At 73.6% G+C, this 19916-nt stretch carries 19 protein-coding genes and 2 other RNA genes; 9 read left to right on the forward strand and 12 right to left on the reverse strand.

Annotated features, from left to right (window positions below; all coding sequences use genetic code 11):
- Nucleotides 1-251: 251 nt before the first annotated feature.
- The 3 genes from rnpB to FHS87_RS04245 form a co-directional block, all read right to left on the reverse strand.
- An RNA gene (rnpB, locus tag FHS87_RS04235) (RNase P RNA component class A) lies at nt 252-651 on the reverse strand.
- 128 nt (nt 652-779) lie between these two features.
- The gene (locus tag FHS87_RS04240) at nt 780-1514 is read right to left on the reverse strand and encodes an N-acetylmuramoyl-L-alanine amidase (protein ID WP_376766420.1); all 735 of its coding nucleotides are present in this window, start codon (nt 1512-1514) and stop codon (nt 780-782) included.
- A 100-nt stretch (nt 1515-1614) separates the two neighbouring features.
- On the reverse strand, nt 1615-2388 hold the full coding sequence (locus tag FHS87_RS04245; RefSeq protein ID WP_184514242.1) for a TerB family tellurite resistance protein: 774 nt from the start codon (nt 2386-2388) through the stop codon (nt 1615-1617).
- 245 nt (nt 2389-2633) lie between these two features.
- Here FHS87_RS04245 and FHS87_RS04250 point away from each other — a divergent pair, with 245 nt between their 5' ends.
- The gene (locus FHS87_RS04250) at nt 2634-5495 is read left to right on the forward strand and encodes an AsmA family protein (RefSeq protein ID WP_184514244.1); all 2862 of its coding nucleotides are present in this window, start codon (nt 2634-2636) and stop codon (nt 5493-5495) included.
- Nucleotides 5496-5519: 24 nt separating this feature from the next.
- Here the strand turns inward: FHS87_RS04250 and FHS87_RS04255 are convergent, their stop codons facing one another.
- From FHS87_RS04255 to ssrA, 8 genes are all read right to left on the reverse strand, one after another.
- On the reverse strand, nt 5520-6524 hold the full coding sequence (locus tag FHS87_RS04255) for an isopenicillin N synthase family dioxygenase (protein ID WP_184514247.1): 1005 nt from the start codon (nt 6522-6524) through the stop codon (nt 5520-5522).
- Between the two features lie 354 nt (nt 6525-6878).
- Complete coding sequence (locus FHS87_RS04260) at nt 6879-7097, reverse strand: ribbon-helix-helix domain-containing protein (protein ID WP_184514249.1); 219 nt, start codon at nt 7095-7097, stop codon at nt 6879-6881.
- Nucleotides 7098-7105: 8 nt separating this feature from the next.
- Nucleotides 7106-8227: an alanine racemase gene (locus tag FHS87_RS04265; protein ID WP_184514251.1), complete on the reverse strand. Its 1122-nt coding sequence runs from the start codon at nt 8225-8227 to the stop codon at nt 7106-7108.
- Entirely contained in the window at nt 8224-8628 is a 405-nt protein-coding gene (locus FHS87_RS04270) for a VOC family protein (RefSeq protein WP_184514254.1), read from the reverse strand. Before FHS87_RS04270 ends, FHS87_RS04265 begins: the two co-directional genes overlap by 4 nt.
- 13 nt (nt 8629-8641) lie before the next feature.
- On the reverse strand, nt 8642-9028 hold the full coding sequence (locus tag FHS87_RS04275) for a RidA family protein (RefSeq protein ID WP_184514255.1): 387 nt from the start codon (nt 9026-9028) through the stop codon (nt 8642-8644).
- Between the two features lie 97 nt (nt 9029-9125).
- Nucleotides 9126-10730, reverse strand: a complete 1605-nt coding sequence (locus tag FHS87_RS04280) for a fumarate hydratase (RefSeq protein WP_184514643.1) — start codon at nt 10728-10730, stop codon at nt 9126-9128.
- 370 nt (nt 10731-11100) lie between these two features.
- Nucleotides 11101-11628, reverse strand: a complete 528-nt coding sequence (locus tag FHS87_RS04285) for an SspB family protein (protein WP_184514257.1) — start codon at nt 11626-11628, stop codon at nt 11101-11103.
- A gap of 139 nt (nt 11629-11767) precedes the next feature.
- Nucleotides 11768-12104: a transfer-messenger RNA gene (gene ssrA / locus FHS87_RS04290) on the reverse strand.
- A 191-nt stretch (nt 12105-12295) separates the two neighbouring features.
- Here ssrA and FHS87_RS04295 point away from each other — a divergent pair.
- From FHS87_RS04295 to FHS87_RS04325, 7 genes are all read left to right on the forward strand, one after another.
- Nucleotides 12296-13945 carry a tannase/feruloyl esterase family alpha/beta hydrolase gene (locus FHS87_RS04295; protein WP_184514259.1) on the forward strand — a complete coding sequence of 550 codons (1650 nt, stop codon included), beginning with the start codon at nt 12296-12298 and terminating at the stop codon, nt 13943-13945.
- A gap of 89 nt (nt 13946-14034) precedes the next feature.
- Nucleotides 14035-14244, forward strand: coding sequence for a hypothetical protein (locus tag FHS87_RS04300; protein WP_184514261.1), 210 nt, complete (start codon nt 14035-14037; stop codon nt 14242-14244).
- Between the two features lie 98 nt (nt 14245-14342).
- Entirely contained in the window at nt 14343-15281 is a 939-nt protein-coding gene (gene thyX, locus FHS87_RS04305) for an FAD-dependent thymidylate synthase (protein ID WP_184514263.1), read from the forward strand.
- A 12-nt stretch (nt 15282-15293) separates the two neighbouring features.
- On the forward strand, nt 15294-15578 hold the full coding sequence (locus FHS87_RS04310; RefSeq protein WP_184514265.1) for a hypothetical protein: 285 nt from the start codon (nt 15294-15296) through the stop codon (nt 15576-15578).
- 85 nt (nt 15579-15663) lie between these two features.
- Nucleotides 15664-16629: a tripartite tricarboxylate transporter substrate binding protein gene (locus FHS87_RS04315; protein ID WP_184514267.1), complete on the forward strand. Its 966-nt coding sequence runs from the start codon at nt 15664-15666 to the stop codon at nt 16627-16629.
- A 101-nt stretch (nt 16630-16730) separates the two neighbouring features.
- The gene (locus FHS87_RS04320) at nt 16731-17714 is read left to right on the forward strand and encodes a tripartite tricarboxylate transporter substrate binding protein (RefSeq protein WP_184514269.1); all 984 of its coding nucleotides are present in this window, start codon (nt 16731-16733) and stop codon (nt 17712-17714) included.
- Between the two features lie 83 nt (nt 17715-17797).
- Nucleotides 17798-18562: a meso-2,3-butanediol dehydrogenase gene (locus tag FHS87_RS04325; protein WP_184514271.1), complete on the forward strand. Its 765-nt coding sequence runs from the start codon at nt 17798-17800 to the stop codon at nt 18560-18562.
- A gap of 68 nt (nt 18563-18630) precedes the next feature.
- Here FHS87_RS04325 and FHS87_RS04330 read toward each other — a convergent pair whose 3' ends face one another.
- Complete coding sequence (locus FHS87_RS04330; protein WP_184514273.1) at nt 18631-18903, reverse strand: hypothetical protein; 273 nt, start codon at nt 18901-18903, stop codon at nt 18631-18633.
- A 93-nt stretch (nt 18904-18996) separates the two neighbouring features.
- Between FHS87_RS04330 and FHS87_RS04335 the strand changes: the two genes are divergently transcribed.
- Nucleotides 18997-19890, forward strand: a complete 894-nt coding sequence (locus tag FHS87_RS04335) for a PfkB family carbohydrate kinase (RefSeq protein ID WP_246417826.1) — start codon at nt 18997-18999, stop codon at nt 19888-19890.
- Nucleotides 19891-19916: the final 26 nt, after the last annotated feature.

The following is a 19916-nucleotide window of genomic DNA, read 5'->3' on the forward strand; positions in this document are numbered from 1 at the left end:
GGGCGACTGTGGATCCCCTTAATCAGATGGCCGGCGAGGCCCCCCGACCCCGCCGGCTCACCCGACCATCCCGCCAGCCCCTCGCCCCCCTCAGGTCCGGGCCCTTGCGGGATGACGTGGGATAACATGGGTCGGAGTGGGCCAACAAGCATGATTGCAGCGCAAAGGCGAAGTGTTGCTGTTGAGCAACGCTCCACAATTCTGACCATTTCAATCGGTTATACGGGGAATCTGAGTCGGACTCAGAGGAAATTGCCAGACGGCCTGTAAGCCGGGTTCTGTCAGCCCTTGCGGACCGGACGACCATTCCTCTGGAGTCCCCGTTGCCGGGGACTTCTCGCGGCCAACCCGGATGGCGGGGCGGGAAGCCCCTGGCGACGAGCCCTCGCGGGCTCTCTCCGGCCATCCCTATTCGGCCTTGCTCCCGGTGGGGTTTGCCGTGCCGCCCCTGTCGCCAGGGGCGCGGTGGGCTCTTACCCCACCGTTTCACCCTTGCCCGCAGCGCCTCTCGGCGGCGCGGGCGGTCTCTTCTCTGTGGCACTGTCCCTGGGGTCGCCCCCGCCGGCCGTTAGCCGGCACCGTTTTCCCATGGAGCCCGGACTTTCCTCCACCGCCCCTCTCGGGACTGGCAGCGGTCGTCCGGCCGTCTGGCGGCCGGGGGTATGCGACTCGACCCCCTCGGGGTCAAGCCGCGGGCGTGGCGCCGGCTGATAGCGGCTTACGGGGCGCCCGCCGGTAAGCGGCTCGCGGGCGGGCGGGCGGCGGCAAGCGGCTCTCGGTCAGCCCGCCTCGGCGAGCGCCGCCACGGCCTCCAGCCGCGCGAGGGTCCCGGCATCGGCGCGGCCGCCCCACTCCTCCTGGCGCCAGTGGCGCTGGAAGGCGATGAGCGCCACCTCCGGCCGCGCGGGGTCCACCTTGTAGCCGATGCGGCGCATCAGCTCCGCCGCGCGCTCCATGCCGCCGGGCACGGGGGAGAGGTCGCCGGGGCCGGTGCCGCCGGGCAGCGCCTCCGGCCAGAGCCCGATCCCGAGGGAGGCGAGGCCCCTCCAGTCGAAGAGTTCCCCGGGATCCCGCTTGCGGTCCGGCGACACGTCGCTGTGCCCCACCACGTTCCGCGCGGGGATGGGGTGGCGCTCGAGGATGCCGAGGATCAGGTCGGCCAGCGCGGCCATCTGCAGGGCAGGGAAGGGGCGGTAGCCGAGGGAATGACCGGGATTGACCACCTCGATCCCGATGCTGCGGCCGTTCAGCAGCTCGTTCCCCCGCCAGTGGGAGAGGCCGGCATGGAAGGCACGCCGCTCCTCCGGCACGAGGCGGAAGACCTGCCCGTCCTCCTCCACGACATAGTGAGAGGAGACGCGCGCCTCGGGGTCGCGCAGCCGCGCGATGGCGGCCTCGCCCGATTCCATGTCGGTGTAGTGCAGGACCAGCGTGTCCACCGGCACGCCCGGTGGGCGCTCGTCCTGGTTGGGGCTGGGCAGCTCGGTGATCCGCAGCCCCGATTCGGTGGGCACGAGGGGGAGCGCGTCCCCCTCCGGGCGCCGCAGGATGGCCGGGCGGGCCAGGGGGGTGTTCCGGGGGCCGCGCCGGGCGGTCAAGCCGCGCCTCCCGCCCTCACAGCCCGCGCTCCCGCTTGATGCGGTCCCAGGCGGCGTTGATCTCGGCCACCTTGCCGGTGGCTCGCCGGACGATCTCGGCGGAGACGCCGCGGGCCGCCACGCTGTCCGGGTGGTGCTCTCGCACGAGGCGCTTCCACGTGTCGCGCACGGCCTGGTCGGTCGCGTCGCGGCGCAGGCCGAGCACGGCATAGGGGTCCGGCCCCTCGGGCGCGAGGGCGGGGCCGGCGGTGCTGGGGCGGCCGTTCCGCGCCCGGTCCCAGGCCGCGGCATCCAGGCCCAGCCGCGCGTGGATGGCGTGGAGGAAGGCCAACTCCGCCCGGTTCGGCACCCCGTCCGCCTCCGCGATGCGGAAGAGCGCGGCCAGCACGTCCTCCAGCACGTGGCGCTCATCCGCGAAGGTGGAGCCGAGGCGGTCCGCATAGGGCTCGGCACCCTCGGCATTCTCGCGCGCCCGGTCGAAGAGCTGGGCGACCTCCTTCATGTTCTCCTGCGGGATGCGGAAATTGCGCTTGAAGGCGTCGATCTCCTCCCGCTTCACCGGCCCGTCGCACTTGGCGAGCTTGGCCGAGAGCACGATGACGGAGATGGCGAAGAGGCTCTCGCGCGAGCCGAGCATGGCCGCGATCCGCGCGCCGTCGACCCCCGGCAGGCCCTGGGCCAGCCCGCCCTCATCGGCCGCGTGGCCGAGGGCGCTGCCGAGCACGGCGCCGAGCGGCCCGCCCATGGCGAAGCCCACCGCGCCGCCGATGATCTTGCCCCAGAACCCCAACCCAGCCCCGCTTTCCCAGGATCAGCACGCCTATGCCCCTTTTCCGGCCGGACCGGAAGCGCGGCGCTTCCTTGCTCGCCGCCCCGGCCTCAAGCATGGTCGGGCGGACGGATTCGGGGCGTTCGGGCCGCGCGGAGGAGCTTTGTCCAACACGGGTGCCATGGGTGCCGGGCGTGCCATGGCCGGGGAGAGGGGCCGGGGGCCGTCCGGCCGGGCGGCGGCCCGGAAGGGAGCCCCCCGCTAGCATGCGCCGCCCCCTCCTCGCCGGCGGCGCCGTCACGCTCCTCCTCGCCGCGCTGCTGGCCACCCTATGGGCCGCTCCGCTCTTCACGGACTGGACGGCGCGGCGCGACCAGCTCGCCGAGCTCGCCTCCGCGCGGATCGGCCGGCCCGTCCTCCTGCACGGCCCCGTGCGCCTGCGCCTGCTGCCCCACCCGCTGGTCGAGGCGGAGGGCGTCACCCTCGGCGATGCGGGGGACGGGCTGGCCTTCGCCGCCAGCTCCCTGCGCCTGCGGCTGGACGGGGGCGACCTCCTCCTCGGGCGGATCGTCCCGCGGGAGGTGGCGATCGTCGGGGCGGAGCTGCGCCTGCCCTGGCCGCCCGCCGAGGCCGCCGGCCTGCCCGCCAGCCTCTCCGCCCTCTCGGCCCAGCTCGTGGACAGCCGCGTCGTCCTCGGCGGGCTGCGGCTGGACGGGGTGCAGGCCGCGCTCACCGCCGGGGACCCCACCCAGGCCCTCCGCGCCGAGGGGCGCTTCGCCTGGGGCGGGCTCGAATGGCGCTTCTCCACCGGCATCGGCCGCCCGGGTTATGACGGCATCACCCCGGTCGAGCTGAACCTCTCCATGGGCAATGCCGGCTTGCAGGCCCGCGGCGTGCTGCTGCCCGAGGGCACGGTGGAGGGCGGGATCGAGGCCTCCGGGCCCGACCTCTCTCTCCTCGTGCCCGGCCCGCCCGGCCCCTTCCGCGCGCGGGGGCGCCTGACCGTCGCGGCCGACCTGCTGACGGCGGACGACCTGACCCTCGACATCGGCGGCAGCCCGGCGCGGGGCGCGATCACCCTGCGCCTCTCCCCCGCGCCGCGGATCGACGCCGCCCTGCTGGCCGGTCGGATCGAGCTCGATCCCTGGCTCGCCGCCCTGCGCGGCCGGCCCTCGCCCCTGCCGCTCGGCCTCGATCTCTCGGCCGAGGCGGCGAGCTTCCGCGGCGTCGCGCTCCGCCGGCTCCGCGCCGCCGTCTTCCGCGAGGCCGCGCCGGAGACGGGCGGGGGCAGCGGGCGCCTGACCCTCACCGATGTCTCCGCCATCCTCCCCGGCGGCACGGAGGTGGAGCTGAACGGCGCGACCGCCGGGGAGCGGCTGGAGGCGGCGCTGCGCTTCTCCGGCACAGATCTCCGCGGAACGGTGGACGCGCTGGCCCCCGTGACCGGCCTGGGCGCCGACTGGCTCGCCCCCGGCCGGCTGCGCGAGGGGCAGGGGCGGGCGCGGCTCGTGCTGGAGCCCGGCTCCGTCGTCCTGCCCGAGCTCTCCGCCACGCTGGACGGCATCCGCGTCTCCGGCGCGGGGGTGCTCCGCTTCGGCGCGCGCCCCGCCCTCGGCCTCGGCCTCACCCTCGACCGGCTGGACCTGGAGGGCTGGCTGCGCCCCGGGCTGGAATGGCCGGCGGCCAGCCGCGCCCTGGGCGGGATCGACGCCAATCTCCGCCTCGCGGCCGAGCACGCGGCCTGGCGCGGCGCGGTGCTGGAGCGCGCCTCGCTCGACGCCGCGCTGGAGAACGGCCGGCTGACCCTTCGCCGCCTCGCCGGGCGGGTGGCCGGGGGCGACCTCACGGCCTCCGGCACCGCCCTGCTCGGCCCGGCGCCGCGCCTCTCCGACGCCGCCCTGGAGTACGCCGCCCCCAATGCTCGCGCCCTGGCCTCGCTGCTGCCCGGCGAGTGGCCCGATGGCAGGCGGCTGGCGGAGGAGGCCGTCACGCTCCGCGTCACGGGGGGCGGCTCGCCCGAGGCCCTGGCCCTGCAGGTCGCGGGCGATCTCGGCGACGCGCGGATCGAGGCCGGCGGCACGCTCGACCTGCCCGGGCGGCGCGGCAGCGGCACACTCACCCTGCGCCATCCCGGCGCCCCGCGCCTGCTGGCCGATGCGCTGGGCGCGGCGCCGGGGGAGCTGATCGGCCAGGGCTCGCTCTCCCTCGTCGCGGCCCTGGCGGCGGGGCCGCAGGGCGTAGCGGCGGAGCGGTTCGACCTCGTCCTCGGCGCGCTGCGGGCGAACGGCCAGCTCGCCCTCGCGCTGGACGCGCCCCGCCCGCGCCTGACCGGGCGCCTCTCTCTGGAGAGCCTCTCTCTCCCGCCGCTCACCCTGCGCGGGCGGGAGCCGCTGCCCCTGGGCATCCTGCGCGCCGCCGAGGCGGATCTCGCCCTCCTCATCGGCCGGATCGAGCCCGATGGGCTGCCCGCGCTGCGCGACCTCCGCGGGCGGCTGCGCCTCGCGGGCGGGGTCCTGGCGCTGGAGGAGGCGGAGGCGGTGCCGGGGAGCGGGGCGCTGCGCGGGCGGGCCTCGCTGGACGCCTCGGGCGAGACGCCGAGGCTTCAGCTCCAGGGCGGAATGCGCGGCGTCGCCGTGACCGGCCCGGTGCTGGGCTTCCCGCTCGACATCACCGCGGGGGAGGCGGAGATGGACGCCCGGCTGGAGGCGACGGGCAGCAGCCCCGCGGCCCTGCTCGCCACCCTCTCCGGCGAGGCGTCGGCGACGGTGCGGCGCGGCACCCTCACTGGCCTCGACGCCGCCGCGGCCGGCCGCGCCGCGGAGGCGGGGGACGAGCCCGCCCTTCGGCGCGCCCTCGCGGAGGGGATCACGGAATTCGCGACCCTCTCGCTCCGCGCCGCGCTCGCCACCGGCCGCGCGACGCTCGCCGAGAGCGGCGCGACGGGGGAGGGGGTGGCCCTCGCCCTCCGCGGCGAGATCGACCTCGCGCGGGAGGCGCTCGACCTCACCGCCGCGCAGAAGCCCGCCGATCCCGTGCCGGAGGTGGGCATCCGCCTCACCGGCCCCGCCGCCCGGCCGCGCCGCCTGCCCGACCTCACGGCCTGGCTGCGCTGGCGCGCGGAGCGGTGACGCGGCCGGGGAGGGGCCTCCCCGCTACTTCCGCAGCTTCGCGAAGTTGGCCGCGATGCGCCCGTCCAGGAAGTCCTTCGCCGTGATCGGCGCCTCCCGGCCGGAGGGCGGCCGGATCACCGCGTCGCGGTTGGCCTGGCAGAAGAAAGGCAGGGAGTAGCGGGGGCCGAGATACTCGTCTGCCCGCGGCATCCGCACGCGGTGCAGGGTGGACTGGAGCTGGTCGTCGCTCCAGCGCATCAGCATGTCGCCGATGTTGCAGGTGATGACGCCCGGCAGCGGCTCCACATCCGTCCAGGCCAGCTCGCCGCCCCCGGCCTCCTTGCCCGGGCAGAGCTGGAGCCCGCCCTGGCCCGTGCGCTGGTGCAGGAGGGTGAGGCAGCAGTAGTCCGTGTGCGCCCCGGCCCGCCAGCCCTCGAAGTCCTCGGGCTTGGCCCCCTCCATCGCCATGTAGTGGATGAGGCGGAGGGTGGACTGGTACTCCGGCGAGGTGGGGTCATGCGCCTCGGTGAAGAAGTCCGGCGGGAAGCCGAGCTTCATGGCGAAGAGGGACAGCACCTTCATCCCCAGCGCCCAGTTCGCGCGCTCGAAGGCGAGCATGGTTGCCTTGAAGCCGGGCAGCTCCTCGCCGCTTGGCCAGAGTCCCGCCATCCTCGGCACGGTGATCTGGTAGGACTCCTTGTTGTCCGCCGTGCCCGTGGAGGGGCGGACCTGGGCCTTGTACTCCCAGCCGTAATTCGTCCCCTTCGCCATGGGGAGGCGGGCCTTCACCTCCATCGGCAGGTCGAAGAACCGGGCCGTCATCTCGAAGGCCTCGTCGATCATCCTCTGCGGGATGCCGTGGTTCACGAGCTGGAAGAAGCCCGTGTCGGTGGAGGCCGCCCAGAGCTGGTCGGCGATCTCGGCCTTGCGGGTCTGGAAGTTGGAGAGGTCGATCCTCGGCACGTTGCGGGCCTTGGTGGTGCCCATGCCGCCGAAGGTCTTCTCCCTGTTCAGCTCGCGCAGCGCGTATTCCTGGGTGGAGGACATCCTGTTCTTCTCCGTGACGGTCCGGTTGGAGGAGGGATGTCCGAGCGCCCGGCGGGCGGCTCACCGCTTTCTCTCCCCGATGTCCCGCGCGCCAGGGGATCCGGCGCGCGGGGTGATCCTGGCCCGGTGCCCCTCAGCCCTCCGCCCCGCGCGCAGCACGAAGCGCCGGCGGCGGAGGATGTCCGTCCCGGTTCCGTTCAGCAGGGGGGTGTTGGAGTGCGAGCAAGGGACACCTCGACCATGTCGATCGTGGAGCAATGCCCCGGGCGCCCTTCAGGAGGCCCTGGCCGCTTCTACCCGCGCCCCCTGGTTAGGATGCGCGGGCGTTCCGTCGCAAGCAAAAACGCGCCCTCGTCAGCGCCGGGCGAGGCCGAGCGCCAGGACGCGCAGCGCCGAGGCGAGAGGGAGGGAGGGGTCGTCCCGCGCCGCATCCGCCGCCGCGACCACGCGCAGCAGCGGCTCGCCCCGGCGGGCGGCCTCCTCCTCCAGCACGGCCCAGAACTCGGGCTCCAGCGCGATGGAGGTGCGGTGCCCCGCGAGGGTGAAGGAGCGCTTGACGAGATGCCCCGCCATCCCCGCCCTCAGTGCCAGCCGTCCACCCGCTTCCAGCGCGCGACCGTGTTCCCCCCGGCATCCAGCACCTCATAGGCGCCGTAGCCGCCGGCGGCCGTCATGCAGGCGTGGTTGGGAAGGACGCGGACAAGGCTGCCGATGGGCAGGCGGGCGAACCAGGATTCATCGGGCACCGGCACTACCCCGTGCTCCTGATAGGCGTGGAGGACATGGAGCGGCAGGGCGGCGCCCGTCTCCGCATCGGCGAGGGTGCCGTAATGGGTGCCGGGCGCGAAGGCGTTGGCGGTTACGTCCTTCGAGAGCGCCAGCGCCCCGGCATCGAGCACGAGGGACGGGCCGGCGGGGTTGTGGCCGATGACGGTGGAGAGGACGGAGAGCGCCAGGTCCTCCCACCCGCACATCCCGCGCGACATCTGGGCGAGGTCCCAGAAGAGCGAGACGCCCGCCCGCACTTCCGTTACCCCCTCCAGGTGCCGCGCGTGCAGCAGGGTGGGGGAGGAGCCGACGGAGACGACCCGCGCGGGCATCCCGGCCGCACGGATCGCCTCGGCCGCGAGGACGGTGGAGGCGCGCTCCGCCTCGGCGATGTCGGCGATCTCCGCGGGGTCGGCGGTGCCGTAGGAATGGCCGCCATGGGTCATCACCCCGGCCAGCCGCAGGTTCCGCGCGCCATGGATCGCGCGGGCGACGGCCAGCGCGCGGTCGGGCGCGACGCCCGCGCGGTGCTCGCCGGAATCCACCTCGACCAGCACCTCGTGCGGGGCGCCCGCGGCCGCGTCCAGCATCCCGGCCATCTCCGGGCTGTCCACCACCAGGATGAGCCGCGTGCCGTGGCGGCGTGCCAGCGCCTCGGCGCGCGGGAGCCGCGCGGGGATGGCGGTGGCGGCGAGCAGGATGTCGGAGGAAGCCCCGGCCTCGGCCAGCGCCTCGGCCTCCTTGATCGTGGAGACGGTGGCGGGGCCGGGCACGCCGCCATGGGAGACGAGCGCGACCTCCACCGACTTCGCCGTCTTGAAGTGCGGGCGGAAGGTGACGCCCAGCGCCGCGGCGCGGTCCCGCAGGCGCTTCGCATTGGCTTCCAGCCGCGCCCCATCCAGCAGCAGGCGCGGCGTGTCGAGGATCGTGCTCACCGCATCTCGCCGTAGGAGGAGATCTCGATCAGGTTGCCGTCGGGATCGCGGCAGTAGACGGAGTTGATGGTGCCCAGCGCGCCCGCCTTCTCCACCGGCCCGGCCTCGATCGCCACGCCGCACTCCTTCAGATGCGCCACCACATCGTCGGCCATGACGGTGACGATGAAGCAGAGGTCGTTGCCGCCGGGCACGCAGCCGACGCCCGTGAACCAGTCCTCCTGCGTCGCGGCCTTCGGGCGGAGGTTGATCTTCTGGCCGCCGAAGCGGACGGAGGTGCGGTTGTGCGGGCCGAAGCTCTCCATCTCCATGCCCAGCACGCGCTGGTACCAGTTGGCCATGATCTCCACGTCGTTGCAGGTGATGACGAGGTGGTCCAGGCGGTCGACGGCGAAGCGCATCACTCGGTGTCCTTCAGGAAGGGGTGCGGAGGCGCGCGGTGGCCTCGATCTCGATCCTCATCTCATCCGTCTGCAGCCCGGCATGGATGAGGGTGGAAGCGGGGCGGATCTCCCCGAAATGGCGGCGCAGCACGGGCCAGCAGGGCTCCCAGTCCGCGCGGTCCGGCACGATGAAGAGGAGGCGCACGACGTCCTCCAGCCCGGCGCCGGCCTCGGCCAGGGCGGCGGCGATGTTGCGGATCGCCCTGTCGCACTGCGCCTCGACGCCGGGCTCGATCGTCATCGTGGCATAGTCGTATCCCGTGGTGCCGGAGACGAAGACGAGGTCCCCGTCCACCACGGCGCGCGAGTAGCCGATCTCGCGCTCGAAGCGCGATCCGGAGGAGATGAGGCGGCGCATCGGATCGCCCTCTATGTCGCGCGGGGCTGATGGCAGACCGGAACGGCCCCGGTCAACAGGCGGGGTCAACAGGCGCGACCAACAGCCCCGGCCCGGATCACTCCAGCCCGTCGTAGAAGTCGTGGCCCTTGTCATCGACCACGATGAAGGCGGGGAAGTCCTCCACCTCGATGCGCCACACGGCCTCCATGCCGAGCTCCGGGTATTCCAGCACCTCGACCTTGCGGATGCAGTCCTGCGCCAGCCGCGCCGCCGGGCCGCCGACGGAGCCGAGATAGAAGCCGCCGTTCTTCTGGCAGCTCTGCGTCACGGCCTTCGAGCGGTTGCCCTTGGCGAGCATCACCAGCGATCCGCCGGCGGCCTGGAATTCGCCGACATAGCTGTCCATGCGCCCCGCGGTGGTCGGGCCGAAGGAGCCGGTGGGCATCCCCTCCGGCGTCTTCGCCGGGCCCGCGTAGTAGACGGGATGGTTCTTGATGTAGTCCGGCAGGCCCTGGCCGGAGTCCAGCCGCTCCTTCAGCTTCGCATGCGCGATGTCGCGCGCCACCACGATGGTGCCGGTGAGGGACACGCGCGTGGAGACCGGGTGCTTCGACAGCTCCGCGCGGATCGCGTCCATCGGCTGGTTCAGGTCGATCTTCACGACCTCGCCGCCCTCCTGCACCCCCTCGGTCTGGTCCGGCAGGAAGCGCGCGGGGTCGTGCTCCAGCTGCTCGAGGAACACGCCCTCGGGCGTGATCTTCGCCTTGATCTGACGGTCGGCCGAGCAGGAGACGCCGATGCCGATGGGAAGGGAGGCGCCGTGCCGCGGCAGGCGGATCACGCGGACGTCGTGGCAGAAATACTTGCCGCCGAACTGCGCGCCGATGCCGATGTTCTGCGTCAGCTTGTGGATCTCGGCCTCCAGCTCCCGGTCGCGGAAGGCGTGGCCCGCCTTGCTGCCGCGCTCCGGCAGCGTGTCGTAGTAGCGGGTGGAAGCCATCTTCACCGTCTTGAGGTTCGCCTCGGCCGAGGTGCCGCCGATGACGATCGCCAGGTGATAGGGCGGGCAGGCGCTGGTCCCCAGCGTCCTGATCTTCTCCTCCAGGAAGGCGAGCAGCTTCGGCTTGTTCAGCACGGCGCGCGTCTGCTGGAAGAGGAAGGTCTTGTTGGCCGATCCGCCGCCCTTGAGGATGAACTGCAGGGCGAACTCGTCGGCGTGGTAGTCGCCGGGGGAGGCGTAGATGTCGAACTGCACCGGCAGGTTGTTGCCGGTGTTCACCTCGTCATACATCGTCAGCGGCGCCATCTGGGAATAGCGCAGGTTCGTCTCTGTATAGGTGCGGTGCACGCCATAGGAGAGCGCCTCCTCCTCGTCGCCCTCCACCCAGACGCGCTGGCCCTTCTTGCCGAAGACGATGGCCGTGCCCGTGTCCTGGCACATCGGCAGCTTGCCGCCGGCCGCGATGTTCGCGTTCTTCAGGAGGTCGAGCGCGACGAAGCGGTCGTTCGCGCTGGCCTCCGGGTCCTTCAGGATATTGGCGAGCTGCTGCAGGTGCCCGGGGCGCAGGAGGTGGGAGACGTCGCGGCAGGCCTCGAAGGCGAGCCCTTCCAGCGTCTCCGGCCTGATCTTCAGGACGGTCTTGCCCTCCACCTCGATGGTGGAGACGCCGCCGATGTCGAGCTTGCGGTAGGGAGTGGTGTCCTCGGCCAGCGGGAACATCGTGCTGAAGAGGAAATTGCCGCTCCGCACGGGAACGGGGGTGCCGGCATCGGCCTCGGCCCCGTCGCGGGTGGCAACGGGCGTGGCCTCGCTGCTCGGCCCGGGCGGGACGGGGGGCTGGGGGGCGTCGAGGGTCTGGCCGGGGGGGATCGATGCGGGGGAGGTCACGGGGGCGCTCCGGGTCAGGTCCGCCGGGCGGGCCGGCGAGAGGCCGCCGGGGCGGCGGGACACCGCCGCCAGGGCGGCGGAGAGGGGGAAACCGCGCGCGGGGCGGGGCGCGCCACGCGGCGGGGTCCCCGGCGTGTTAGCGCGGCGCCGGGCCGCGCGCCAGAAGGCAAGCTCGCCGCGAGGGGGGCCGGGGCCCCGCCCGCTACTCCCGGGTCGGGCGCCGGCGGAAGGCGTCCAGGCTCACCACCTGGGCCGGCGTCTCCGGCTTCTCGGCCTGGGGCTCGGGCGGCGGGGGGAGGGGCTCGGACTCCACGGCCTCGGGCACCGTCTCGCCCTCCGCATCCGGGGCAGTCATCTCGCCGAAGCGAAGCCCCACCCGCACATGCGGGTCCCAGAAGGCGACGAGGGCGGCGAAGGGGATCACCAGGTTCGCCGCCGCCCCGCCGAAGGAGAGGCCGACCGAGACCTTCTGCTCCGCCCGGTCCACCTTCAGGTCCCAGAACTGGTGCTGCAGGACGATGGTCATCTCCTGCGGGTAGCGGGCCTTGAGATGGCCCGGCACCTTCGTCTCCGGGTGGTCCGTGCGGAAGGTGAGGTAGAAGTGGTGCTCGCCCGGCAGCCCGTTCCTCGCCGCGAACTCCAGCGCGCGGAGCGCCACGTTCCGCATGGCCTCCTCGGTCCAGCGATCATAGGGCAGCAGGCTCTCGGGGGGCGGCGTTTGATCGCTCATGCAGTGATATCCAGGCCGAGCCTATTCCGGAAAGCGCCGGTATAGGAGAGGTTGCGCGCCGGGCCTAGCGCCCCCCTCGCCCCGCGTGAAGCGAGCCGCGCTCCCGGAGGAGGGACGGGGAACCATCAGTGCTGGAAAAGGTGGGGGGATTCTGTTGCCCCGTTCCCCCCGGACGGCGCTTACCTATCTCTAGGCAGCGAGCGCCATGGTCTCGCGACCATTATCGTTGGCACTTGTGATTTAGCCCGATAACGGCGGTACAATGCCGGGCAAAGGACACGTCTTTACCGCGCGCGTCGAGCCTGTTTCGCCCCCATGCTTCCCTGAAACCCCCGTTGATAAGGCGGGGAGGGATGGTGGAGGCGCCGGGCACTGCCCCCGGGTCCACAACGCTTATTCCACGTGCCGTTTATCACCATAGTCGCCCGAAGGCGGCACCGATCAATATAGGGGGCCGTGCCGCCCGTGACCAGGGGGTTGGCGCCTCACACCACCTTGTGGATGCAGATGAGGGCCGCCGCGCGACGGCCGGACAAAGCGGAATCGCCGGACATCTTTTTCTCTCCCGGCCGCCCCTCGCGGGGCGAAGCCGCTGGACAGCCTCTCCGAGCTGATAACATCCTCCACCCGGCCCCAACCACCGGAACGGGGCGCGGGAGGAGCCAGCATGCCAGGACAGGACGCAGGCCACCCCTTGCTGGCCGGGGCGCTCGCCCTCTCCCTGCTGGCGCCGGGCGGCGCCGCCCTCGCGCAGGATGCCTGCGCCGCCCTCACGGCCCTGGCCCGGCCGGACCTCCGGATCACCCGTGCCGAGGCCGTGCCCGCCGGCACCCTGCCGACCGAGAATCCCGGCCGCGCCGCCCTCACCGGCGCGGCGCGCTCGGCGGCGGCGCTGCCGGCGCATTGCGTGGTGGAGGGGATGATCGGCCCCCGCACCGGGGCGGAGGGGGCCTCCTTCGGCACCGGTTTCCAGCTCCGCCTGCCCCAGGAATGGAACGGCCGCCTCCTCTTCCAGGGCGGCGGCGGGCAGGACGGGGTGATCAACGAGGCGGTCGGCGCCATTCCCGTCTCCGGCTCCACCGCGCGCCCGGCGCTGAACCGGGGCTATGCCGTGGTCTCCACGGATTCGGGGCACCAGGGGCGGGACAGCAGCGACTCATCCTTCGGCACGGACCAGCAGGCGCGGATCGACCACGCCTACGCCTCCATCGGCACGGTCTCGCGAGAGGCGCGGCGGGTGGTGGAGGCGCGCTACGGCCGCGGGCCGGAAAGGGCCTATTTCATGGGCTGCTCGAACGGCGGGCGCTCGGCCATGATGGCGGCGCAGCGCTTCCCCACGGAGTTCGACGGCATCGTCGCCGGCAATCCCGGCTTCCGCCTGAGCCGCGCGGCCATCGGCCAGGCCTGGGACATCCAGGCCCTCACCGCCGCCGCGCCGAGGGATGCGGAGGGGCGGCCCGTGCTCGCCAACGCGCTCACCCCCGCCGACATGAACCTGCTGGGCGGCGCCATTCTGAAGGCCTGCGACGCGGCGGACGGGCTGGAGGACGGGGTGGTGGAGGCCATGTCCCGCTGCCGCTTCGACCCCGCGGCGCTTCGCTGCGCGGGGGAGAAGAACGAATCCTGCCTCACGGACGCCCAGCTCGGCGCCCTGGACCGCGTCTTCTCCGGGGCGAAGGACGGGCAGGGAAGGGCGCTCTATGCCGGCTGGCCCTGGGACCCCGGTATCGCCTCCCCGGGCTGGCGGGCCTGGAAGCTCGGCACCTCGGGGAGCGCGCGGCCCAATGCCCGCTCCGCCACCCTCACCCCCGGCTCGCTCGGCCTCTATTTCATGACCCCGCCGGTGAGGGATCTCGACCTCCTCGCCTTCGACTTCGACCGGGACGCGCCCCGCACCGCCGGGACCGGCGCCATCAACGACCCCGTGGCGACGCTCCTCTCCACCTTCACCGCGCGCGGCGGGCGGATGATCGTCTTCCACGGCAATGCCGACCCCGTCTTCTCCGCCGACGACCTCCGCGCCTACTGGCGGGACCTCGCGCGGGACAATGGCGGGGACGGGGCGCTGGCGGGCTGGGCGCGGCTCTTCACCGTGCCCGGCATGACCCATTGCGGCGGCGGCCCGGCGCTGGACGACTTCGACCCCCTGTCGGCCATCGAGGCCTGGGTGGAGCGGGGCGAGGCGCCGGAGCGGCTGGTGGCGCGCGGAAACGCCTTTCCCGGCCGCAGCCGCCCGCTCTGCCCCCACCCGCAGGAGGCGCGCTACACCGGGGGCGACCCGCAGGCGGCGGAGAGCTTCGCCTGCCAGGCGCCGTGACGGCGGCCGAACCCTCGCGCGGCACCGGCGTTGCACCAGCGGCGCCGCCCGGTTTCTCGGCGACGGCCCGACAGACAGCGAGGTTTCCGATGAACGCTTTCCTGCCGCGCGCCGCCTCGGCGCTCCTCCTTCTCGGCCTGGTCGCGGGCTGCAACGACCGCATGGGCTCGGGCTCCGGATCGGGCCGCGCCGGCCTGCCGACCTCGGGCACCAACACCCCGCAGCCGCCGGAGCAGCGCAGCGGGCCGCTGCCGGCCGGCAACAGCACGAACAGCAGCATCACGCCGAACACGCGCTGACATCGCAGCGCCTGGCGTCCCGTCCGGCGCCGCTCCGCGGGTGTCTGGCGGGGAAGCGCCAGCCCCGGTAAACCCCCTGCCCGACGCAGGGGGCCGCGATGGAACTTACGGAGACGCAGCGACAGGAGCTGGCCGAGGCCGAGGCGCAGCGGCATGAGACCCGCCGCCCCGTCTCCACGGGGCTGGAGGCGATGCTCTTCCGCCCCCTCCCCGTGCTCGACCACGGATTCGTCCGCGTGGTGGACTACATGGGCGACGACTCCGCCGTGGTGCAGGCCGCGCGCGTCTCCTACGGGCGCGGCACCAAGGCGGCGAACGAGGATCGCGGGCTGATCCGCTACCTCATGCGCCACCGCCACTCCACGCCCTTCGAGATGTGCGAGATCAAGTACCACGTGAAGCTGCCGATCTTCGTGGCGCGGCAGTGGATCCGGCACCGCATGTCGAACGTGAACGAGTACTCCGCCCGCTACTCCATCCTCGACCGCGAGTTCTACCTGCCCGCCCCCGACCAGCTCGCGGCCCAGTCCGCCGTGAACCGCCAGGGGCGGGGCAGCGTGCTGGAGGGCGAGGAGGCCGCGCGCGTGCTCGACCTCCTGCGGGAGGACGCGGCGCGCAACTACGACCACTACCTCGAAATGCTGAACGAGGATGCCGAGGGGCGCGTGATCGACGAGGGGCGGCAGGGCCTGGCGCGGGAACTCGCCCGCATGAACCTCACCCTCAACGCCTATACCCAGTGGTACTGGAAGTCGGACCTCCACAACCTCCTGAACTTCCTCTCGCTTCGCGCCGACGCCCACGCGCAGTACGAGATCCGCGTCTACGCCGAGGCCATGCTCGACACGGTGCGCGCCTGGGTGCCGCTGACCTACGAGGCCTTCCGCGACTACCGCCAGGGCGCAGTGACCCTCTCCGCCCAGATGCTCGCCGCCGTGCGCGGGATGCTGGACGGAAGCGCGCCGGACCAGCCGGGCAGCGGCCTCTCCAAGCGCGAGTGGCGGGAGTTGATGACGATCCTCGGCCGCGAGGGCTGACAGGGCTGCGCCATGGCCAAGCCTGCCGCCAAAGCCAGGCCAGGGGCCGCGGCCGCGCCGCGCAAGGCCATAGCGCCGCGCAAACCCGCCGCGCGAGGCAAGCTCCCCCCCGCCCTGCCCGCGGGATGGGCCGCGCGGCTGCGGGGTAGGGGACCCTCCTGGCTCGGGGTGGCGATGATCGTGCTGTCCCTGCTGGTGATCCTGCCCATCGCCGCCGCAGTGCTGGGCGACATCTGGGCCGTGATCCTCGGCGCGCTGGTGGGCGGCTTCGCCCTGGGGCGCGCGACGGCGCGCTAGGGGGTGCATGCCGGTGCTTCCGGCCGCGGGCGGCCCCCGCTAGGCTCCGTTTCCCCAGAGATACAAGAATGAGGAAACCTCCGCCTTGCCCACTCTCCGCCGCTCGGAGCTGCTGAAGCTCGCCTCCCTCGCCGCCGCATCGGGGCTCGTCTCCCCCGCCCGCGCCGCCGACTTCCCCACGCGCCCCGTGGAGCTCGTCGTCCCCGCCTCGGCGGGCGGCGGCACGGATTCGCTCGCGCGGGCCTTCGCCGACAACGTGCGCCGCCACTCGCCCCATCCCTTCGTCGTGCTGAACCGGCCTGGCGCGAGCGGGGCGGTGGGGATGGGCGAGGTGCTGAACGCCCGCCCGGACGGCTACAAGGTGTCCGTGGTGATCGCCGAGCTGGCCATCCTCCCCTATCTCAACCAGATCCGCTTCTCCCCCGACGACTTCCGCATGATCGCGCGGCTGAACGCCGACCCCGCCTCCATCGTCGTGCGGGCGGAGGCGCCCTGGAAGACGCTGGAGGAGTTCCTGGCCGATGCGCGCAAGCGCCCGGGCGAGATGACGGTGGGCGATTCCGGCGTCGGCTCCATCTGGCACCTCTCCGCCGCGGCCATGGCGGAGAAGGCGGGGGTGAGCTTCCTGCACGTGCCCTTCGCGGGGGCCGCGCCCGGGATCGTCTCGCTGCTCGGCGGCCACCTGCAGGCCATGTGCACCAGCCCCGCCGAGGTGAGCGCCCATGTCCAGGGCGGCAAGCTGCGCCTGCTGACGATCATGTCCGACAGCCGGCTGGCGCCCTATGATTCCGTGCCGACGCTGAAGGAGCTGGGCCACGACCTCTCCCTCGGCACCTGGCGCGGCTTCGGCGTGCCCAAGGCGACCCCGGATGCGGTGGTGCAGGCCCTGGCCGCCATCACCCGCGCCACCGTGGCCGAGCCGGGCTTCCGGGAGGCGATGGGGCGAGCCAATCTCGGCTTCGCCTTCGCCGAGGCGGGGGAGTTCGATGCGGCTATCGCCCGCGACCGCGCGCTGTTCAAGCCGCTGATCGAGCGCCTGCGCCTCGCCTGAGGCGTGCCGGGCGGGGCCGTGATTGCGGAGGGCTTTCCCTTTCTGCCACGCTCCCCGCCTGGCAGAGGCGCCGCACAAGGCGCCCGCCCGGGAGGATCGCCATGAAGGATCGTTCGCGAGCGGCCCTGCCGCGCCGCGCCCTGCTCGCGCTCGGCGGCGCCGGCCTCGCCGCGCCCGCCATCGCCCAGCCCGGCTTCCCCAACCGCCCGATCCGGCTGCTCGTGCCCTGGCCGCCGGGCGGCTCGGCGGACAGCCAGCTCCGCTCCCTCGCGGACGTGGCTACGCGGCTGCTCGGCCAGCCCGTCCTCGTCGAGAACCGCTCCGGCGCGCGCGGGCTGCTGGCGGCGCAGGCGCTGCTCCAGGCCGCGCCGGACGGCTACACCCTCGCCCAGCACCACCTCTCCGTGCTGCGCCACCCCTTCATGACGCGCGCGCGGAGCTGGGACCCCGTGGCGGACTTCACCCCCGTCATCGGCCTCACCGGCTGGCTCTTCGGCGTGGTGGTCCGGGCCGACAGCCCGATCCGGGACTGGGAGGGCTATGTCGCCGCCGCCCGCGCGAGGCCGGGGACGATGACCTACTCCACCAGCGGCATCGGCACGAGCAACCACATCGCCATGGAGGACCTCTGCGCCCGGCTGGGCATCCAGATGGTGCACGTGCCCTTCCGCGGCACGACGGAGGGGGTGACGGCGCTGCTGGGCGGGCAGATCGACAGCATCGCCGACACCTCCGCCTGGGTGCCGCAGGTGGAGGCGGGGCAGTTCCGCCTTCTCTGCGTCTGGTCCCCCGAGCGCGCCGCGCGCTTCCCCGCCGTGCCCACCCTGCGGGAGCAGGGGATCGACCTCGCCGTCACCTCGCCCTACGGCATCGCGGGGCCGAAGGGGATGGACCCCGGCATCGTCCGCGCCCTGCACGACGCCTTCCGCGCGGCGCTGACGAGCCCGGAGAACACCGCAGTGCGGGAGCGCTGGGACATGCCGCTCGCCTATCTCGACAGCGCCGCCTATGCCGGGTTCATCGCCAGCCGCACCGCCTATGAGAAGGAGATGGTGGCGCGGCTGAACCTCAGCGCCGATGGCTGATCCCGGCATGGCGGGCATGCCCTGACCGCCGCGATGCCGGCCGCCTCCCCGCGCGTTCCCCCATGGGAATTGAGGAGGCCGGCATGGCAGGGTTCGAGGGCAGGGTCGCGATCATCACCGGCGCGGGGTCCGGCATGGGGGAGGCCACCGCGCGCCGCCTCTCGCGGGACGGCCTCGCGGTGGTGCTCGCCGGCCGCGGGCGGGAGAAGCTGGAGCGGGTGGCGGGCGCGCTGCCGCCCGAGCGGACCCTCGTCGTCGAAGCCGATGTCTCGGAGGAAGAGGCCTGCACCCGCCTCGTCGAGCGCGCGCTGGAGCGCTTCGGCCGGCTGGACGTGCTGGTGAACAATGCCGGCACCGTCGTCACCGGCCCGCTGGCCGAGGCCAGCACCGCCGACTGGCGCAAGGTCATGGGCACGGACCTCGATGGCGTGTTCTTCCTCAGCCGCGCCGCCATCCCGCACCTGGTCGCGACGGGCGGGAACATCGTGAACGTCTCCTCCGTCTCCGGCCTAGGCGGGGACTGGGACATGAGCATCTACAACGCCGCCAAGGGCGGGGTGACGAACCTCACCCGCGCCCTCGCGCTGGAGCTCGGCCCCAAGGGCGTACGGGTAAACGCGGTGAATCCGAGCCTGACCGTCACCGACATGACGAAGGACATGATGGGGGACGAGAAGCTGCTGGCGAAGTTCGCCGAGCGCATCCCCCTCGGCCGCCCCGCCCAGCCGGAGGAGGTGGCGGATGTCATCGCCTTCCTCGCCGGGCCCGACGCGCGCTTCGTGAACGGCGTGAACCTGCCCGTGGATGGCGGCCTCTCCGCCTCGAACGGCCAGCCGCCGCAGGCCTGAGGCCGGCCGGCCAGGGCTGGTGGAGGGGGCTGGTGGAGGGGGGCGGCGGCGAAAGCCGGCGCGGGCGCTCAGCCGCGCACGAAGACGACCAGCCCGCCGCGCCGGCGCACGTCGAAGCCCGTGGGGATGGTCAGCCGGTCCTGCCAGGTGACCATCCGCCGCGCCACTTCCCGCGCGAGCGGCACGGAGAGCGCGAGCGCCAGCAGGGCGAAGCCGAGATAGGCCTGCCCGGCCGCGCGCAGCGGGGCCCCGTGCGGCACGAGAAGGGTGGCGAGGATCACGGCGCCGCCGAGCAGCACGGAGAGAAGGGGCAGGAAAACCGCCGCGGCCACTCGCGTCATCGCACAACCCTCCACGGCCCGCGCCCTGGCGGTGCATCGGACGAAGGAACGGGTTCACGGCGCCCCGGGTTGCCCTGAGCGCGGGGCGGCGCCATGCCGGTCCTCATGCGCGTCACCGTCTTCGGCTCCGCCAATGCCGACCTGGTCTTCCCCGTGCCCGAGCTGCCGGCGGCGGGCCGCACCGTGCTGGGCGGCGCCTGGCGGGCCGCGCCGGGCGGCAAGGGCGCGAACCAGGCCGTGGCGGCGGCGCGGGACGGCGCCGCCCTGCGCTTCGCGGGCGCGGTGGGGCGCGACTTCCTGGCCGGCCTGGCCCTCTCGGCGCTCCGGGATGCCGGGGCCGACCTCTCCGCGGTGGTCGAGGTGGAGGCGCCCACCGGCGCGGCCGCCATCTGCGTGGACCCGCAGGGGCGCAACCAGATCGCGGTCTCCCCCGGCGCCAACGCGCTCGCCCGCGCGGCCGGGGTGCCGCCGCTGGCGCCGGGCGAGATCGTCCTGATGCAGATGGAGGTGCCGCCAGAGGAGAACGCCGCGCTCATCCTCCGCGCCCGGGCCGAAGGGGCGCTGCCGGTCCTCAACCTCGCCCCGGCCGGGCCGCTGGACCCCGCGGCGCTGCGCGCGCTGCACCTGCTGGTGGCGAACGAGCACGAGGCCGCCTGGCTCGCCGCCCGGCTGGGCTGCGCGGCGGATGCCGTCGCCCTGCACGGCGCACTCGGGATCACGGTCGCCGTCACCCTCGGCGAGCGCGGCGCCGAGGCCGCGGGTGCCGGGGGGCGCCACACCATCCCGGCCTTCCCCGCCCGGGCGATCGACACCACCGGCGCCGGGGATTGCTGGTGCGGCGTGCTGGCCGCCTCCCTCTCCTGCGGGGCGCCGCTGGAGGGGGCCATGCGCCGGGCCTCGGCCGCGGCCTCCATCGCCGTCTCCCGCCCGGGCGCGGCGGATGCGATGCCGCGCGCGGAGGAGACGGACCGGCTGCTCGGCGGCTAGAGCATTTTCTGGCCGGGTGGAATCAC

It is taken from the genome of Muricoccus pecuniae (genome assembly GCF_014199205.1).
GTDB lineage: Bacteria > Pseudomonadota > Alphaproteobacteria > Acetobacterales > Acetobacteraceae > Roseomonas > Roseomonas pecuniae.

What these genes read in the sequence shown, in the direction of transcription:
- FHS87_RS04275 (WP_184514255.1), bottom strand. Translation starts at nt 9,028, where the DNA reads ATGCGCCGCCTCATCTCCTCCGGATCGCGCTTCGAGCGCGAGATCGGC.
- FHS87_RS04255 (WP_184514247.1), bottom strand. Translation starts at nt 6,524, where the DNA reads ATGTCCTCCACCCAGGAATACGCGCTGCGCGAGCTGAACAGGGAGAAG.
- FHS87_RS04280 (WP_184514643.1), bottom strand. Translation starts at nt 10,730, where the DNA reads ATGTTCCCGCTGGCCGAGGACACCACTCCCTACCGCAAGCTCGACATC.
- FHS87_RS04300 (WP_184514261.1), top strand. Translation starts at nt 14,035, where the DNA reads ATGAACGCTTTCCTGCCGCGCGCCGCCTCGGCGCTCCTCCTTCTCGGC.
- FHS87_RS04295 (WP_184514259.1), top strand. Translation starts at nt 12,296, where the DNA reads ATGCCAGGACAGGACGCAGGCCACCCCTTGCTGGCCGGGGCGCTCGCC.
- FHS87_RS04320 (WP_184514269.1), top strand. Translation starts at nt 16,731, where the DNA reads ATGAAGGATCGTTCGCGAGCGGCCCTGCCGCGCCGCGCCCTGCTCGCG.
- FHS87_RS04330 (WP_184514273.1), bottom strand. Translation starts at nt 18,903, where the DNA reads ATGACGCGAGTGGCCGCGGCGGTTTTCCTGCCCCTTCTCTCCGTGCTG.
- FHS87_RS04285 (WP_184514257.1), bottom strand. Translation starts at nt 11,628, where the DNA reads ATGAGCGATCAAACGCCGCCCCCCGAGAGCCTGCTGCCCTATGATCGC.
- FHS87_RS04310 (WP_184514265.1), top strand. Translation starts at nt 15,294, where the DNA reads ATGGCCAAGCCTGCCGCCAAAGCCAGGCCAGGGGCCGCGGCCGCGCCG.
- FHS87_RS04270 (WP_184514254.1), bottom strand. Translation starts at nt 8,628, where the DNA reads ATGCGCTTCGCCGTCGACCGCCTGGACCACCTCGTCATCACCTGCAAC.
- thyX (WP_184514263.1), top strand. Translation starts at nt 14,343, where the DNA reads ATGGAACTTACGGAGACGCAGCGACAGGAGCTGGCCGAGGCCGAGGCG.
- FHS87_RS04325 (WP_184514271.1), top strand. Translation starts at nt 17,798, where the DNA reads ATGGCAGGGTTCGAGGGCAGGGTCGCGATCATCACCGGCGCGGGGTCC.
- FHS87_RS04250 (WP_184514244.1), top strand. Translation starts at nt 2,634, where the DNA reads ATGCGCCGCCCCCTCCTCGCCGGCGGCGCCGTCACGCTCCTCCTCGCC.
- FHS87_RS04260 (WP_184514249.1), bottom strand. Translation starts at nt 7,097, where the DNA reads ATGGCGGGGCATCTCGTCAAGCGCTCCTTCACCCTCGCGGGGCACCGC.
- FHS87_RS04335 (WP_246417826.1), top strand. Translation starts at nt 18,997, where the DNA reads ATGCCGGTCCTCATGCGCGTCACCGTCTTCGGCTCCGCCAATGCCGAC.